Origin of the sequence: Streptomyces sp. NBC_00258, assembly GCF_036182465.1 — a bacterium.
Taxonomy (GTDB): Bacteria; Actinomycetota; Actinomycetes; order Streptomycetales; family Streptomycetaceae; genus Streptomyces.
Window position 1 is genome coordinate 11,692,723 of the sequence record NZ_CP108081.1, and the last position, 16,409, is coordinate 11,709,131.

The 16,409-nt window shown below is 65.7% G+C and carries 15 protein-coding genes; 13 read left to right on the forward strand and 2 right to left on the reverse strand.

Annotation, left to right across the window (positions count from 1 at the left end; all coding sequences use genetic code 11):
- Positions 1–13 precede the first annotated feature (13 nt).
- Genes OG718_RS51945 through OG718_RS51955 form a run of 3 tightly spaced genes read left to right on the forward strand, consistent with a single transcriptional unit; the run spans position 14 to position 1,347 of the window.
- Positions 14–670, forward strand: coding sequence for a hydrolase (locus OG718_RS51945; RefSeq protein ID WP_328847601.1), 657 nt, complete (start codon positions 14–16; stop codon positions 668–670).
- 27 nt (positions 671–697) lie between these two features.
- Positions 698–901, forward strand: a complete 204-nt coding sequence (locus OG718_RS51950; RefSeq protein WP_328847994.1) for an ABC transporter substrate-binding protein — start codon at positions 698–700, stop codon at positions 899–901.
- A 23-nt stretch (positions 902–924) separates the two neighbouring features.
- Entirely contained in the window at positions 925–1,347 is a 423-nt protein-coding gene (locus tag OG718_RS51955) for a hypothetical protein (RefSeq protein ID WP_328847602.1), read from the forward strand.
- Positions 1,348–1,812: 465 nt separating this feature from the next.
- Here OG718_RS51955 and OG718_RS51960 read toward each other — a convergent pair whose 3' ends face one another.
- Positions 1,813–2,418 carry a dihydrofolate reductase family protein gene (locus tag OG718_RS51960; RefSeq protein WP_328847603.1) on the reverse strand — a complete coding sequence of 202 codons (606 nt, stop codon included), beginning with the start codon at positions 2,416–2,418 and terminating at the stop codon, positions 1,813–1,815.
- A 718-nt stretch (positions 2,419–3,136) separates the two neighbouring features.
- On the opposite strand from OG718_RS51960, the gene OG718_RS51965 reads away from it, so the two are divergent.
- Positions 3,137–3,505 carry a helix-turn-helix domain-containing protein gene (locus OG718_RS51965; RefSeq protein ID WP_328847604.1) on the forward strand — a complete coding sequence of 123 codons (369 nt, stop codon included), beginning with the start codon at positions 3,137–3,139 and terminating at the stop codon, positions 3,503–3,505.
- 860 nt (positions 3,506–4,365) lie between these two features.
- Here OG718_RS51965 and OG718_RS51970 read toward each other — a convergent pair.
- Positions 4,366–5,103, reverse strand: a complete 738-nt coding sequence (locus OG718_RS51970) for a 2-keto-4-pentenoate hydratase (RefSeq protein ID WP_328847605.1) — start codon at positions 5,101–5,103, stop codon at positions 4,366–4,368.
- Positions 5,104–5,637: 534 nt separating this feature from the next.
- On the opposite strand from OG718_RS51970, the gene OG718_RS51975 reads away from it, so the two are divergent.
- The 9 genes from OG718_RS51975 to OG718_RS52015 all read left to right on the forward strand — a co-directional run bounded on the left by OG718_RS51975 (position 5,638) and on the right by OG718_RS52015 (position 16,395).
- On the forward strand, positions 5,638–5,991 hold the full coding sequence (locus OG718_RS51975; protein WP_328847606.1) for a hypothetical protein: 354 nt from the start codon (positions 5,638–5,640) through the stop codon (positions 5,989–5,991).
- Positions 5,984–7,471 carry a pyridoxal phosphate-dependent decarboxylase family protein gene (locus OG718_RS51980; protein ID WP_328847608.1) on the forward strand — a complete coding sequence of 496 codons (1,488 nt, stop codon included), beginning with the start codon at positions 5,984–5,986 and terminating at the stop codon, positions 7,469–7,471. The genes OG718_RS51975 and OG718_RS51980 overlap by 8 nt, the downstream gene beginning before the upstream one ends.
- Before the next feature lie 115 nt (positions 7,472–7,586).
- Positions 7,587–8,507: a phytanoyl-CoA dioxygenase family protein gene (locus tag OG718_RS51985; protein ID WP_328847609.1), complete on the forward strand. Its 921-nt coding sequence runs from the start codon at positions 7,587–7,589 to the stop codon at positions 8,505–8,507.
- Positions 8,508–8,581: 74 nt separating this feature from the next.
- The gene (hppD, locus tag OG718_RS51990; protein ID WP_328847610.1) at positions 8,582–9,670 is read left to right on the forward strand and encodes a 4-hydroxyphenylpyruvate dioxygenase; all 1,089 of its coding nucleotides are present in this window, start codon (positions 8,582–8,584) and stop codon (positions 9,668–9,670) included.
- Positions 9,667–10,806: an alpha-hydroxy acid oxidase gene (locus tag OG718_RS51995; protein WP_328847611.1), complete on the forward strand. Its 1,140-nt coding sequence runs from the start codon at positions 9,667–9,669 to the stop codon at positions 10,804–10,806. Before hppD ends, OG718_RS51995 begins: the two co-directional genes overlap by 4 nt.
- Before the next feature lie 153 nt (positions 10,807–10,959).
- Entirely contained in the window at positions 10,960–12,207 is a 1,248-nt protein-coding gene (locus OG718_RS52000; protein WP_328847612.1) for an aminotransferase-like domain-containing protein, read from the forward strand.
- Positions 12,204–13,616: an amidase family protein gene (locus OG718_RS52005; RefSeq protein ID WP_328847613.1), complete on the forward strand. Its 1,413-nt coding sequence runs from the start codon at positions 12,204–12,206 to the stop codon at positions 13,614–13,616. Before OG718_RS52000 ends, OG718_RS52005 begins: the two co-directional genes overlap by 4 nt.
- Positions 13,613–15,253, forward strand: a complete 1,641-nt coding sequence (locus OG718_RS52010; protein ID WP_328847614.1) for an acyl-CoA dehydrogenase family protein — start codon at positions 13,613–13,615, stop codon at positions 15,251–15,253. The genes OG718_RS52005 and OG718_RS52010 overlap by 4 nt, the downstream gene beginning before the upstream one ends.
- Entirely contained in the window at positions 15,250–16,395 is a 1,146-nt protein-coding gene (locus OG718_RS52015) for an acyl-CoA dehydrogenase family protein (RefSeq protein WP_328847615.1), read from the forward strand. Before OG718_RS52010 ends, OG718_RS52015 begins: the two co-directional genes overlap by 4 nt.
- Positions 16,396–16,409 lie beyond the last annotated feature (14 nt).

Here is a 16,409-nt window from a genome sequence, read left to right on the forward strand (position 1 = left end):
GGAGGGGAATCTCGTGAGTACTGAGAACAAGGCCGGACTCGGCGCGCTGCTGACGCCCGAGGAGAGCGTGCTCGCCCTCATCGACCACCAGCCGTTCCAGGTCGCCAACCTGCACAGCCACGAACCGACGATGGTCATCAACAACGCCGTCGGGCTCGCCAAGGCCGCCAAAGTGTTCGACGTTCCGACCATTCTGACAACCGTCCTGGAGGAGCGCGGTGGCCTTCTTATCCAGGGTCTGCAGGATGTGTTCCCGGAGCAGAAGCCGATCAACAGGACCTTCATCAACACCTGGCAGGACCAGCGTGTCGTGGATGCCGTCAAGGCGACAGGACGCAAGAAGCTGATCATCGCCGGCCTCTGGACGGAGATCTGTGTGGCCATGCCGGCGATACAGGCGGCGGGCGAGGGCTTCGAGGTCTTTGTCGTCACCGACGCGTCGGGCGGCGTCTCGAAGGAGGCTCACGACATGGCGGTGCAGCGCATGATCCAGGCGGGCGTGGTCCCGATCACCTGGATGGCCGTGCTGGGCGAGTGGCAGCGCGACTGGGCCCGCGAGAAGACCGTGCAGGGCGCGGCCGAGGTCCAAGCGCAGCACGGCGGTGCCAGCGGTGTCGCCTTCGCCTGGGAGATGCAACTCCTGGCCACGCCCACCGGAAGCGAGGCATGACATCGTCGCCCCTCGGCACCGATCCGTATCGGATACTGCCTGTCGTTGACCGGTTCCCTCGCGGACAACAGCCGGTCGGCCTGTCTCGCTCATGAAATCTGGCGTGCGGACGTCAACAGCCGAGACGGACTTCGCGGCCGTCCTGTTGAGTTCGTCCGGTACGACGACCAAGGGAATGCCGACAACGTTCCCAGGATCTACGAGCGGCTGATCGACAACGGCACCGCCTGACCGGACTGCCGCTGCGTGACTTCGTGCACCAGCACAACGTCCAGCTCCTCGGCGCCGACCTCCAGATCGGGCTGCGTGACGCCGACGGCGAACGGGTCGTCGGCGTCATCGCACCGACACGCGATTTCGATCCCTCGACACTCGATCACGACACCGCCGCCTACAGGCCCTTCACCGGCCCCTCGTTCGACGCCGGTGCGGCCAACACCACGGCCTGGCGCGCCGCAGACCTGGGCGCGGCCAACGGACACGGCAACGCCCTGTTTGTCGCCGAGATCCTTGCCCCCATCGCCCGCGCAGGGGCCGCCGCCCATGGTCAGCTCCTCAAGCCCAACACCATCGGGCACATCCTCGACGAGCAGTCCAATGGCGTGAACCTCGTCAACGGACTCCATCTGCGATGGGGCATGGGATACGCACTGCCCGACCGGCGCACCCTGTCCTGATTCCCTGACAGCCGCATTGCGTTCTGGGGAGGCCGGGGCGGCTCGATGGCGATCATGGACCGCGGCCGGCGCGTGACAACAGCTACGTCATGAACGACATGGGGGCCGCCATTCTCGGCTCACGGCGGGCCACGTCATGTACCACCGCCATCTACCAGGCCCTTGGTGACGGCAACCTGTCCTGACCAGCCCACCATCGGCGTTGCGAGCACGAATCAGGGAGGAAAGGAAACACTGATGACCACACCAGAGCATCCGGCACTACTGAGTGCCGAACAGCTTTCCGAGACCTTGCGTGACCCGAAGCTTTGAGTTCTGGACGCCTCGACCTGAATTCGGCCCGGGACGCTCTTCCCTCCACTGCGTTGCGTCTTGAAGCATGTGGGGGGGCGAAGAGCGTGTGTCAGGGCCCCGCGGCCGAAGCCGCCGGCCTGGCGGCCGTCCAGACCGGCGGACGGGGCGATGTCACGCAGGGACGCCGAGCGGCGGGTGCTCGAGCACGCGGGGCTTGTACTCGACCAGCTGGATGCGGCTGTCGAAGGTGCGGTGCTCGATCATCTCGAGGGCAACGTCCGGATAGCCGTCGTAGATGCGTTCCTCGCCCGTGGCCCCGGTGATCACCGGGAACATCACGACCCGGAAGCGGTCGACGAGTCCGGCTCGTAGCAGGGACCGGCACAGGCTGAGGCTGCCGATCGTGCTGAGGAGCCCCGAGCCACTCGACTTCATGGCGCGGACCGCCTCGACGGCGCCGTCACGGACAAGTGTGGAGTTGGCCCACGTCAGTGGCTCCTCGAGTGAGGAGGAGAACACCACCTTGGACGCTTGCGTGAGTTCGTCGACGGACGCCTCTTCTTCGGGCCTGAACTCGTCTTGGCCAGTCGGGACCTCGCCTGCCGCGAAGCCCGACATCAGGCGGTAGGTGTTCGCTCCCATCAGGTAGGTGGCCTCGGGCTGCTCGCCGAGCCATGCGAGGTACTCCGGACCCTCGAGGCCCCAGAACCCGGGCCATCCCTCTCCCGATGCGTAGCCGTCGAGGGAGGTGATGAAGTCGATGAGAAGTTCCGACATGGCGATGTCCTTTCCTGGGGTGTCACGAGCTTGGACCGGCCCGGAGCCACAAACTCATCGGCCACGGTGTGGAGAAACGAGAAAACTCATGACGCAGCAGCCGATCAGGTCTGCGGAGCGGCACTGCTTCGGAGGGCCGGAGCCCCACATGAGTGCGCTATGCACGCAATCGGGTAATGGTCTCCAAGCGATTGGGGACGACGGTTTGTGTTCTGTCAAAGCCTCAGCTCAGCCGCACCCGCGAACGGCCCACCCCGCTCTACTGGGTGATCGGTGAAGCCTCGCTGCCCGACGTCGACAGCGGGTGCTTCATCGGATTCCTCCGTGGATACTCCGCCGTTCAGGGCGGAGGGGAAATGGACTCCTGCGGAGCAGGGAAACGAGCTGGGATTCGCCGCCAGGGTGGATCGCGGTGCCCTCACCAGCAGGTTTTGCCCCTACTTGTGAACCCACTAGTTTGTGAGAGTGACCGTGAACCACGTGAAGCGGGCGTTCAAGTACCGCTTTTAAGCGTCGCACCGCGACGGTTCCGGAGGGGCCCCTGCTGCGCGACGGCCCCTCCGGGCATTCCGAGGCGATCGGTGCTTCGTTCGCCGATCTGTTTCATGCGTTTCTTCCTTGGAAAATCACACTCCGTTACTTGCTATACAAGTAGCATCGCGGGGCGGGGAGCGCATCCGGAGTGCGCCTCGGTCACACTTATGCCGTGCCTGGAGGAATGAGACGTGCCAAGAAGCCGAGCAGCTTCGTCGTCAACGGCGACTGGCCGCACGCCGTGATGGAGCCACATCGAGGTGCCCTCGTCGCGCAGGCCATAGCCCGCAGGCTCGCAGAGGCGATGGCGGAGCAGGGAACCAGCGCCAATGCCCTCGCGAAGAAGAGCGGTGTCAATCGACAGGTCATTACCAACGTGATCAATGGCACCGTCTGGCCCGACATGCTGACTGTCGTGGACCTGGAGGGTGCCCTGAGTGTCCTGCTCTGGCCCGACCACACGCAGTGGAGGATCCCTGAGCCGGGCCAGCCGGGCGACCAAGCCGCCTCCGAGGAGGGAGCCCCTCGGTCGAGTCGCGACGGGGGCGTCTGAGGGGCCCTCGGCCGCATCAGCACAGAGATCGCCATCGCGCGCTCCGAAGCCCCACCGATCCCGTAGCGGATCAACGGATAGTGCACGGATTTCGTACTTCGCCGGGTTGGGCATGCCCAGTGCTGAAAGCTTACGGCTGTTGGTCGGTGGGCGGCGAGGGCCTACGTCTCATGACTGTTGCCCTGTACAAGGAGGGCGGATCACGGCGGGTACCTCCCTGATCTGCCCGGTGCGGTGGCCAGTTCAGGCAGCTCCAGCTGAGGCTCTGACAGCCTTCAGCTCGGGAAAGGCGTCCTCCCTGACCTCCCTGACGGCACGTCCGGCCGGCGGACGGGGACGTTGACCCAGCAACTTCCCGAGGATGTATCGGTAGGGGCCGCGGTCGGGTGTCCCGTAAACCGTGAGGCCGTCGTACGCGACAGCGTTGCTGATGGTGAACATGGGGGGCGTCGCAGCGCCGATGAATCCGCAGCGGGGAGCCGACCCAGGCTTCGAGCGAGCCGTCGGGCAACTCGGCCGGCAGGAGTGTGCCGTAGTGGTTCGTGCGGTCGGCGACCTGGTGGACGACGTGCGGCCCGGTGCCCACTCCTCGGCCACCCCATACTCGTCGCGCAGTGGGCGCTGCGAGGTCCAGGGCAGGCTCGTCACGGGCAGTTGCAGCGGGTGGCCGACGACGACCGTAGACGGGCCCGCCACATGCCTCCGACGGCCATCTGCAGAGTGGCCCTTCCCCGCCTCGTCGATGAATAGCCAGCCCAGCGCCTCCTGGTCGAGGCGGTCGAAGACCCGGTCGAGTGAGGCGAGCGTCTACTCTTCCAGCACAGCGAAGTACCCCGCGCGGACACCAACCCGACCAAGCCCTACTCAGGCTTTCGGCCGGATACACGCATGCTGACAGAGCCGAGCCGGTCGAACTCGGCCCGGAACACGGCACCTGGTTTCAGTGGTACGGCGGCGTGCAGAGCACCCGTCAGGATCTGGTGCCCGGGTTCCAGGGCGGCGCCGCGTTCGCCGAGGGTGTTGGCCAACCAGGCCACGACCGCGAACGGATTACCCAATACGGCGGAGCCGACGCCGGCGTCGATGAGTTCACCGTCGCGAGTCAGTCTCATCCCGATCAGTCGGGTGTCGATGTCAGTCAGCGGCACGGTCCTGCGGGAGGTCACCATCGCTCCGCTGGAACCGAGATCGGCGACCGTGTCCGCCAACTTGATCCGCCAGTCGATGATCCTGGAGTCGACAATTTCCATGGCTGCCGTGGCCCCGGTGATCGCGCGGCGGGCCTCGGCGATATCGACCCCGGGGCCTTGCAGGTGTTTTCCGACGACGAGGGCTATCTCGGACTCGACCCGGGGAGCGATGAAGCGGCTCAGGGGGATGGTGTCGCCGTCGAGATAGAGGGTCGAGGCGAACACGGGCCCGTGGAAGGGGGTATCGATGCCGAGCTGACGTTGCATGGCGATGGACGTTGCTCCCACCTTGTAACCGATGACCCGGTTGCCGTCATCAATGAGCAGGTCGACTAGATCTTGCTGGACGGCGTAGCCGGCGGTCAGATTCAGCGACGGCTCGGAGTCGGTCAGCGGGGGGATCGGCACTCGTGTACGGAGAGCTTCATGGACGGCCAATGCCCTTGCTCTCGTAAGGCCATCGAATGAGAACATAGATTACATCTCTCCTTTATGTCTAAAAGTATGATTTGTGCGGATGGGATGGAGTGAGTGAAGGTGCTGTTCAGGCCCATCGTGACGTCGGTGGCGCTGCCGATTCGCCGACCGTTGTCCCTTCGGATCCTCCGAGGTCACCGCGCTGTTCTTGTGTAGCTGCCGAAATCTCTGGGGTGTCATTTCCGGACGCGCAGCGGTGATTTTCGTGGCCTGAAAACGCGATGCCTTCTACCTGTCTTTGAATGATTCATGAAGTATGGCATGAGCGCCACGGGGGGCCTTGACGTGCGGACGTGAAGAGCCTCATTGTGTAAGCGTGAACGATCTAATGGTGATCGTTTGCGTGACGGGTTTCTTCCTCGTTCAATTCTGTGTCGAAAGTGTTGCGCCATGCGACTGTTTACGAACAGTGGTCATTTCTCTTTGTGATCAGATTCTGGCTTCCGGGGGAAGGTTGAGGCAATCATGGTGACTGTCATCGAGACGTGGCGGCTCAAGCCGGAATTCGCGGACAGGGCTCTGGAGCTCATGCAGGAAATGGATGACTTGGTGGGTCCGCCGGCTCACGTCAACCCTGGTTGGTGCGAACATGGACGCTTCTTCCAGCTCCAGGATAATCATTCCGAGATCTGGATGAAATACACATGGCGGAGTCGCTCTGAGCATGAGGTGTTCATCGAGCGCGAGGAGTTAATTCTTGGTGACTTCTATGCCAAATATTGCGCTGGGCCACGGGGAATTATCTATCTGACCGAGCTCCCCGTCGATGTCGAGGCGACATCGGATCACGATGGCATCCAAAGGGCTGTGGATGCCTGACCACCTCGGTGACTGGAGTCCGGAGACATTCGAGCAGCACGGCCAGGAACTTCTAACGGTGATTCGTGAGCACTTCGAGTCGATTCGTCAGACACCCGTCGCGACACCCTGCGACGCAGTGGAGCTGTTAGCTCTGCTCGATTCCGACCTCCCGGAGTTGGGAGAGGAATTCGAACATATTCTTGCTGAAACGCGAGACAGGGTGATGCCGAATCTAGTGCACTGGAATCATCCATCTTTCCATGGCTACTTCCCCACTACGGCGAGCTTCTCCGGTGTCCTGGCCGAGACGCTGACTGCGGCGCTGAACGTCAACGCAATGCTATGGAAAACCAGTCCGGCTGCGACCGCACTGGAAGAAGTCGTGCTGCGTTGGATCGCGCAGATGGTGGGATATGCGCAGACCGCGGACAGCGTGCTGGTCAACGGGGCTTCACTGGCAACACTTTACGCGCTAACTGCGGCCCGTGACTCCGCGCTCGATTTCGATGTACGAACCCGGGGGATTACAGGCCCGGGAGTTCCGGTGCTGCGGGTGTACACCTCAGATCAAGCCCATAGTTCGGTGGACAAGGCCGCGATCACGCTGGGAATCGGTGCGGACAACGTAGTAAAGGTGCCGTCCGACGCCGAGTATCGGATGAGACCGGATCTGCTGGAGGACGCGATCCGGCGTGACCTCGACGCTGGGGTACAACCGGTCGCTGTCGTCGCCACGGTGGGGACGACATCGGTTGCCGCTGCCGATCCGCTGGCAGATGTGGCGGAGATCTGCGCGCGGCATGGCGTCTGGTTGCATGTTGACGCGGCCTACGGCGGCTTCTACGCATTGGCTCCGACGCTGCGGGGACGGCTGGAGGACCTCTCGGTCGGCGATTCCCTAGTGGTCAATCCCCAGAAGACGCTGTTCGTGCCGCTGGAGGCGACAGCCTTGTTCTGCCGTCGCGCAGGCGTCCTGGCCAACACCTTCCGCCTTGTGCCCGAGTACCTGACCTCGGCGAAGGACGACAACACCGTCGACTACATGGACTTTTCGCCGCAGTTGGGCAGAAGCTTCCGAGCGCTCAAGCTGTGGTGGGTCATCAGGACCTTTGGCCGTTCTGGCCTCGCGGCCAGACTCGACCATGCGATCCGGCTGGCGGACTGGCTGCGGATGACCGCGGCCGGCCACCCGGACTGGAACTGTGTGAATACCTCGGTCTACCCGTTGGTGTGTCTGCGTTACGAGCCCTGGGCCCGACTGCCCGGCGACGGACCGGACGAACAGGGGAAGCAGGCGCACATCGACGCGCTGAATTCTCGGATCACTGACGCGATCAATGCGGACGGCAGGGTTTATGTGTCCCACTCAGTGATCAGGGAAGGGTATGTCATCCGTCTCTCCATCGGAAATATTCATACGACGCGTTCCGACGTGGAACACCTCTGGCGCGTGATAAGCGAGATCGCGGAGAAAGAGCTGGCTCAATACGGTCGATAGCCGCAGGAGCTGCCTGTTTATTGGCTGAGGCCGTGGATACGCCGAGATCTCGAAATCTTGCTGCTCTGTGCTGCCCGCACGCGGAATGCCGAGCTGTTCGACTGAAGAAGGGGTCATGTTGTCTGATCTGGCAGAATCCTTCAGCCTCAGCGAGTCCGACCGGGAATTGCTGCCCTCCACCGAGGACGTGCGATTCTATGCGGAACACGGATGGTATCTCTCACGTAAGCTACTGAGCGACGACGAGGTGGACCTACTGGCCACCGCGAGCGAGCGGTTCTATGCCGGTCATCGTGATCGCCGCCTCCCGGCACGCCCGCCTTCTCTTTCCTACTGGGTCAAGGAGGAGGGAAATGTGCAGCGACATAACGACTACATCCACTACGAGGATGACGAAATCGCTGCGATTCTGCGCAAGCCTCTGCTGGGCGCAGTGGCCGCAAAACTCGCTGGTGCCGCCGAGATTCGAATATTTCAGTCCACGCTCATCTACAAACCAGCTGGCCTCGACGATCCGAACAACACCGTGCCATGGCACTTCGACCGTGACTACTGGGCGACCTCGACCTCCGAGCGGATGCTCACCGCTTTCATTCCGTTCCATGATTGCGATGAGCGCATGGGTACCATTTCCATGATCGATGGAAGTCACCTATGGCAGGAAGCTGGTGCCGACAGTGTGACGGCGCTGCATTTCGCCGATCGACGCAAAGACCTCGACGCTGTTCTCAGTCGAACGGCTGAGTTAAATAATTCTGAAGTGCGTGAAGTGCCGGTGGTCATACCCAAGGGGCATGTGAGCTTTCACCACTGCCGTACCTATCACGGCAGCGGACCCAACCTCTCCAGCAGGCCGAGGAGAGCCGTATCGCTGCACCTTCAGGATGAGGGGAACGCCTACCGGGAGTTTCTCCTGCCGAACGGCAGGATCGCCTCGTACAACCATGACGTATTGGTTCGTAGGACAGTCGATGGATTCCCCGACTATGCGGATCCCGCCTTCTGTCCCGTGATCTGGAGTGCGTCTGCCCGTTGATTCGTACGCCGCGAACTCCGGTGCCGGCATGAGCCGCACCGGCCGCGCCGAGAAGTTCTATGAGGGGGTCTCCCATGCCGATCGACATGGCGGTTAGTCATATAGAGCTCTATGTAGAGGATGTCGTCGCCAGAGAAGCCGAGTTCGTGGCGAGCTACGGGTTCGAGACCGTGGCGACCTCGGGTTCGTTGGACGGCGGTGACACGCACTACTCCGTTGCCCTGAGACAGGACGCCGTTCTTCTCGTACTCACCCAACCTCGGTCGGAGGGACACCCCGCTCATGCCTTCCTGACGGCACACGGTGACGGGGTCGCCGACATCGCGCTAGGCGTTCCCGATGCCGAGGCGGCGTTCGACGAAGCGGTGTCGCGAGGGGCCCGGCCACTCTCGCCGCCTTTACGCCATGACGGCCCGCACGGAGGTGTCACCGCTGTGATCGACGGCTGCGGAGGCGTGAGGCACACCTTCGTACAGCACGGCCTTGACCGGGTGGAAGCCACTGAAGCCTCCTGGCCGCACGGTTTCATCGCGAGCCGACCGGCCGAACAGAGCGATGGAGTGGGGCTGCTTGCCATCGACCACTTCGCCTTCGCGCTCGAGGCCGGTGAACTGGCCTCCGGGACCGCCTACTACGAGTCCGTACTCGGATTCCAGGTGATCTTCGAGGAGCGGATCGTCGTCGGCGCCCAGGCCATGCTGTCGCAGGTTGTCCAGAGTGCTTCCGGCGCGGTGACGTTGACGCTGCTCCAGCCCGATCCAGCCGCAGAGCCCGGTCAGATCGACGAGTTCGTGGCGAATCACGGCGGCTCGGGCGTTCAGCACGTGGCGTTCAGTACCCACGACGTGGTGAGCACGGTCGGAGCACTGGCACAGCGCGGCGTCGGGTTCCTCGACGTGCCGGACGCCTATTACGAAAGGCTCGGCGAACACCTCACGCTGGCTGCGCACTCCACCGACGAGCTGCGACGGTTCGGGATCCTGGCGGACGAGGACCACGACGGACAGCTGTTTCAGATATTCACTCGCTCCACCCACCCGCGTCGTACCTTCTTCATGGAGGTCATCGAACGGCTGGGCGCGCGCACCTTCGGTTCTGGCAATATCAAGGCTCTGTACGAGGCTGTCGAGACGGAGCGGGCCCAGAACAGCGTCCTGTCATGACGGACGTGGCTGAGCGGACCACGGCAGCCGGACCCGGGGCTTCCGGGAGCACCGCGTTTCACGAACTGGCCGATGCCGGACGGTCGGCACGCCAACTGCTTCCGGTTGATGTCTGGGACTTCATCGAGGGCGGCAGCGGAGCGGAGACGACGCTGGCGGGCAACCGGGTGTCCCTGGAAGGGACATGGCTCACCCCGAGGATGCTGGCCGGCATAGCCCGTGCCGAGCCCGCTGGCGAACTTCTCGGTGTCCCCGTCTCGATGCCCGTGGCGATCGCGCCCATGGCGTACCAGCGCCTTGTCCACCCTGACGGCGAGCTCGCGATGGCCCGTGCGGCGAGGTCGGCGGGCACGGTGTTCATCGCCGGCACGTTGAGCAGTTACCCGGTGGAGCGGATCGCGGAAGCAGGCGCGGACCTGTGGTTCCAGCTGTACTGGTTGCGTGATCGGGCCAAGACACGGGAGTTGATCGGCCGGGCCGAGGCGGCAGGTTGCCGCGCGCTGGTCCTCACCACGGACGTTCCCCGTATGGGCCGCAGACTGCGGGACATGCGCAACGGCTTCACGCTGCCGGAGACGGTGACCGCCGCCCATCTGGACACGGCCGGAGGCACTGTGGGTACAACGGCCCACCGTGCGACCCCCGGAACCTCGGCCCCCATGGTGCACACCGACGAGTTCATCGATCCCGCGCTGGGTTGGACCGACCTCGACTGGATACGGGAGCGCACCGAACTCCCCCTGGTGCTCAAGGGCATTCTTCATCCCGAGGATGCCGACCGGGCGGCGGCCGTCGGGGTGGATGCCCTTGTGGTCTCCAACCACGGCGGTCGCCAACTGGACGGGGCGCTGCCGGCCGCGACCGCGCTGCCCGCAGTGGTACGCGCGGTGGCCGGACGCTGCCCGGTGTACCTGGACGGTGGGGTGCGCGGCGGTACGGACGTGCTGAAGGCGCTGGCTCTGGGAGCGGCTGGGGTGCTATTGGGCAGACCCGCGCTCTGGGGACTGGCCACCGAGGGCGAGGACGGAGCCGCCGGGGTACTGCGGCTGCTGCGTACGGAACTCGAGGCCGCGATGCTCCTGGCTGGCTGCCCCGACCTGGCCGCTGCCGGCCGGCTCACGGTGACGGCGGCCTGAGTCTCGTCGTATCGAAGAGGTCATGATGAAAGGGCGACAGAGGTGGATCGACCCTCCTACTCCAGAACGGACACGACACCGCGGACTGCGGGGTTCGCATCGCTGGACATCAATGGGCTCCACGGCTCACTCGTGGATCCGACGCTGGAGTCGATGACCTTCCTCAATGAGGTGTCCCAACGATTCCCCGACGCGCTCTCCTTCGCCGCCGGGCGCCCCCACGAGGGGCTGTTCGACATCGAGGACGTTCATCACTACCTGCGCACCTTCTGCGACCACCTTGCCGACGCCCGGGGCTGGTCCGCGGAACACGTGCGCCGGACGGTCCTCCAGTACGGCCGGACCAAGGGAATCGTGCACGACTTGGTGGCCGAGAATCTCGCCGTGGACGAGGGCATCCATATCGATCCCGAGTCGATCGTGGTCACCGTCGGCTGTCAGGAAGCGATGTTCCTGGTCCTGCGGGCGTTCCGGACCGACGACCGGGATGTGGTGCTCGCGGTCTCACCCACGTACGTCGGTCTCACGGGCGCCGCCCGGCTCGTCGACCTCCCCGTCCTCCCCGTGCGGTCGGGAACGGACGGAATCGATCTCGACGACCTGGCCGAGACGGTCCGGATGGCCAGGGAGAACGGGCAACGGCCCCGCGCCTGCTACGTGGTGTCCGACTTCTCCAACCCGCTGGGCGTCAGTCTCGGCCTCGACACCCGGCGTCGTCTGCTCGAACTGGCCGCCGAGTTGGACCTGCTGGTGCTGGAGGACAACCCTTACGGATTGTTCTCCGCCGCTGAACGTCTTCCCACCTTGAAGGCGATGGACAGTCGTCGACGAGTGGTCTACCTCGGTTCCTTCGCCAAGAGCGGGCTGCCGGGCGCCAGAGTCGGCTACGTCGTGGCCGACCAGCGCGTCACCGATGCCGGGGGGCTCGACCTCGGACCGTTTGCCGATCAGCTGTCGAGGATCAAGAGCATGCTCACGGTGAATACCTCGCCCCTGGCCCAGGCTGTCATCGGGGGCAAGTTGCTGGCCAACGGCTGCAGCCTCGTGAAAGCCAACGTCCGGGAGACCGAGGTGTACCGGCGAAATCTCCGGCTCACGCTCGACGGACTGGAACAGCGGTTCCGCCAGGACACCGAGGCCGCAGACGTCACCTGGAACACTCCTGGAGGCGGGTACTTCCTGGTGCTGACGGTGCCCTTCCCCGTGGACGACGCACTGCTCGAGCACTCGGCACGCCGACACGGTGTCATCTGGACACCCATGCACCATTTCTATTCCGGGGTGACATGGACTCGGCAGCTGCGCCTGTCGTTCAGCCAGCTCGACCCGGAGCAGATCGACGTCGGTCTGGACCGGATAGCCGATCTGGTCCAGGAGCAGCGTTCCCGGGCGGCCACGTGAGCGTCCCATCCTTCGCCGACGGGATCGGCGGCCTGTCGGTACGGCTGCGCTCCGGGCAACTCACCAGTGTCGGACTCGTCGAGGAATGCCTGCGGCGCGTCGAGGCGGAGCCGGAGATCAACGCCGTGGTGGAGATCGACGCCGACGCCGCACTGCGCTCCGCGGCGGACTGCGACCACCGGTTACGCCTGAGCCACGCCGTCCCCGAGCCGCTGTGCGGGATTCCGGTGACGGTGAAGCGCACCTTCCAGGTCCGCGGATTCGCGCACGGCGCGCATGACGTGGCAGCGGGTGCTCCGCACGGTGTCGCCGCCGAGCGGGACGCCTTGGCCGTCGCCCGCCTGCGGGCAGCCGGTGCGGTCGTCCTTGGCCGCAGCAATGCGCCGGCCCGCGCGGCTGACATCGATACCTGGCATCAGGAACACGGCAGGACCGCACATCCCCTGGACCCCGAACGCAGTCCCGGCGGCTCTTCAGGGGGCTCGGCCGCGGCGGTGGCGGCGGGGCACACCGTGTTCGACATCGGCAGCGACGTGGCGGGCTCGGCCCGTATCCCCGCCCATGTCTGCGGAGTCTTCGCGTTCCGGCCGACCGTGGGGACCATGCCGACCCTCGGGCACGTCCCGGGCCCCGTCACTGAGTGGGACACGCCGGACATGCTCGCGGTCTGTCCCCTCACTCGCTCCGCCGCGGACCTGAGCCTGGTGTGGAAAACGTTGTGGGGCTCGCACGGATCCGGCGTCCGCGCAGCTGGCCCGTCCACGATCGCCGCCGTGCTGTCCGACGGATCGGCACCGGTGTCCGACGAGGTGACGGCCGGCCTGCGCGCCGCCGTGGAGCGACTGCGGGCCGACGGCTACCGGATCGACGAGGTCGAGCTGCCGGTCGGACTCGCGGAGAACTGGCTGCTGTGCCAGCAACTGCTGTACGCAGAGGACGACACGGAGGTTCCGGCAGACGCCGAGCCCGCTCCAAAGGTCGGTACGGATCCGGTCAGCATCGCATGGTGGTGCGCGGGCATGTCCCATCACGACTGGCGCCGGCTGGACCGCGTACGAGCCGAGTACCGGCTGCGCTGGCAGCGGTTCTTCTCGCGGTACTCGGCGCTGCTGCTTCCTGTGATGGGAACCACCGCTCTTCCGCTACGCGACAGCCGAGTGCCCCTGCTGGCGGATCACACGACGGTCGGGGACACGGAGGTGCCGTTGTTCTCCCTGTCCATCTGGTGCGCGATGGCCAGCGTCGGCGGACTCCCCGCCGTGTCGATGCCGGTGACCCCCGCGGGCTCCGGTCTTCCGGTCGGCCTGCAGGTGGTCGCCGGCCAGGGAAGGGACGCGGAACTGCTCGCCCTGGTGGAGCGGCTCGCCAGCGTGATCAGCCCCAACCCGACGACGAAGGCGCACATGTGACCCAGTACCAGGAAACGCCCCGGCCGAAGTCGATCGACCTGACACGCGAGATATGGCTGGCCAGACGGCGCCACGCCAAGGCGCTCGCCGACGGCGTTGACCCCGCAGTTGTCCAGGACCACCACCCGGCAGTGGACGACGAGCCGGACCAGCGCCAAGTGCGGGACGCGTTGGATAGCGCGGTACTCGCGGTCGAGACGGGGCGCGACTACCTGGTCCGGGTTGCCCGGTGGCTGGCCGGCCGCACCGCGTTCGGACGTCCGCTGATGGACAACGCCGTCCTCCGGCAACGGCTGGCCCTGGCGATCACGGCACACCGGTCCGCCGACGCCGTACTGGATCAACTGGCACGCGACCTCGACAGCGCGGAAACCGACACCGCGGGAATCGACACCGTCTGCGCCATTGTGGTCGACTGCGTTGCCGAGTGCGTGCGCAAGTGCGAGGAGGTGCACGCCGGCGCGGGCGTCTTCGACCGCGGGCCGGACACCGTGCACCGGCTTCAGCTCCGTCAGCGGCAGAAGCACGGCCCCGAATCCGGTCGTCCCTGGCCGGGCCGCCTGGGCAGGCTGAATCCCTTGCTCGCAGACCGGCTCAGGGCAGCGCTGGTGTTGTCGGATCCCTCCTCTTCCGTCCCTCCCTCAGGTCTGGTGACGGCCGAAGCGCGGCGCCTGGTATCGGCGCTGGAACAGACGTGCCCCGTCGACGGGACCACACTGCTGGACGACCTGATCATGGCCGAGGTACTGGCCGAACTGCTCACGCCGGGCCTGGCTGCACGCGTCATGACACATCGGCAGGTGGTACGGAGCTATCTCACCGGTCCCGGGGCCGCACCCGAGGCCACGCGACTGCTCCCGGCGGCCCGCACTGGCAGCGCGCTGGCCGCGATCGCGGTGACCGAACCAGAAGTCGGCAGCGACCTCTCCAGCCTGAAGGCGACCATTTACGAGACAGCTTCCGGACCGGTGCTGGAGGGGATCAAGACCTATGTCGCGGGGGCCGCCGACTGCGATTTCGCCGTGATGGCGGCCAGGTCCAAGGGCGGCCTGGTCCTCGTGCTGGTGGATACCAGCCGTCCCGAAGTGCGCCGTACGCTGCTGGGCGGGCGAGCCTGGCGGGGCGTCGGATTCGCCGAGCTGGCGGTGCACTCCTACTCCCTTTCCGAGCAGGACTTGTACCGGGGACCTGGCGCCGATGCCCTTTTCGCCGGGCTCGCGCGTGAACGGATGATGCTCGCGGCGCAGCAACTCGCCTATGCACGCCGATGGATCACGGACGTTCCGCGGCAGACGCGCGCCGACCTCGTCCGACGGCTGTCCGCGGCGCAGGCGCTGCTCGAAGGGTCCCTGCTGCGCGCCGGTACGGATGCCGTGTCCCTGGAGGACAGCAGCATCGCGAAATTCGCCTGCTGCGCGGTCGCCGCGGACGTGGCCGTGGCCAGGACCGCGGCCCTTGCTGGCCAGCCCGGTGGCCGACTTGGTGAGGACGCGCTCGAGGAACTTCTCGATGACCAGGCCAGCGCCAGGGCCTGCACGTTCGCGGGCGGAAGCGCGGACATCAATCTGGCCCTTGTGGAGGGAAGCATCGTTTCCATGCTCGCCTCCCCGAGGCTCGAAGGCAGGAGGCCTCAATGACCGTGCCACAGACTGAACGCGAGGTGCCGCTTGACGAGGTGCTCGACAAGGTGTGCGTCGAACTCCGGAAGCGGTCGTACGAACTGGAAGTGCCTGGAGACTTTCCTACCGACGTCGCGGACCTGTTGTCCGGGTCGGGGCTGACCGGCCTGTGCCTGCCCCGATGGCTGGGCGGTCGCGGCGGTCGGCTGTCCGACCTGGTTGGCGCGGTTGAGCGGATCGCCGCGGTGGACGCCGCGACCGCCTGGTGCCTGTTCATCATGGGAACAGCGCCCTGGCTGCTCTGCCACGCCCGTCCGGAACTGGTGGCTGAGGTGTACGCGGATCCGGGCACCCGGGTCGGAGGTGCCCTCGCGCCGACAGGAGTGATCAGACGCGAGGGCGACGGCTATGTGCTGAAAGGACGCTGGGCGTTCGGGAGCGGCGTCAACGCGTGTGACTGGGTGGCCGTACATGCGGTGTTCGCGCAGCAGTCCGTCACCCGCTCGGCCTTTGTGCTGGTGCCCGCGTCGGGAATCACCTACCGCGAGCCGTGGGACGGTCTGGGTCTGGCCTCGTCGGGCAGCGGTGTGTTCGGTGTCGATGAACTGGCCGTCCCCGTCCATCGCGTCGTCCCCAGCCTCGGCGGACCGCCGGTCTGGCAGGACCCGCCCTTCCGGATGTCCTTCCGTGCCACGTTCGGCGCGTGCTCCGCGATCCTCGTCGGCATCGCCACCGAGATGCTCGACGCGTTCACCGCGCTGTCAAGGAGCAAACGCCCCACGTTCGGCCGCGGCCTGCTCGCGGATCAGGAGTACGTACAGATCCTGGTCGCCGAATCCTGGGGCGCCCTCCAGTCGGCGCGGGCCCTGCTGCACCGGACGGTCGGCCTGCTGGAGGACGCGTGCGCCGACGGTGTTCCGCACCCCAGGCAGCAAGCGGAACTGCGGATCGCGATGAACACGGTACGTGCCTCGTGCCTGCGGGTCGTGGACCAGCTGCACCTGGCCGCGGGAGGCGGCGCGGCCCTGCGCGCATCGCGGTTCGCGCACCTGCTCCGTGATGCGCACACCGCCAGCCAGCACGCCATGTTCGGTACCGAGGTGACCGCGCTGGCGGGTTCGGTGCTGCTGGGCCGTGACGTACCGGAGGGACAGCTGTGACCTCCGTTCCTTGC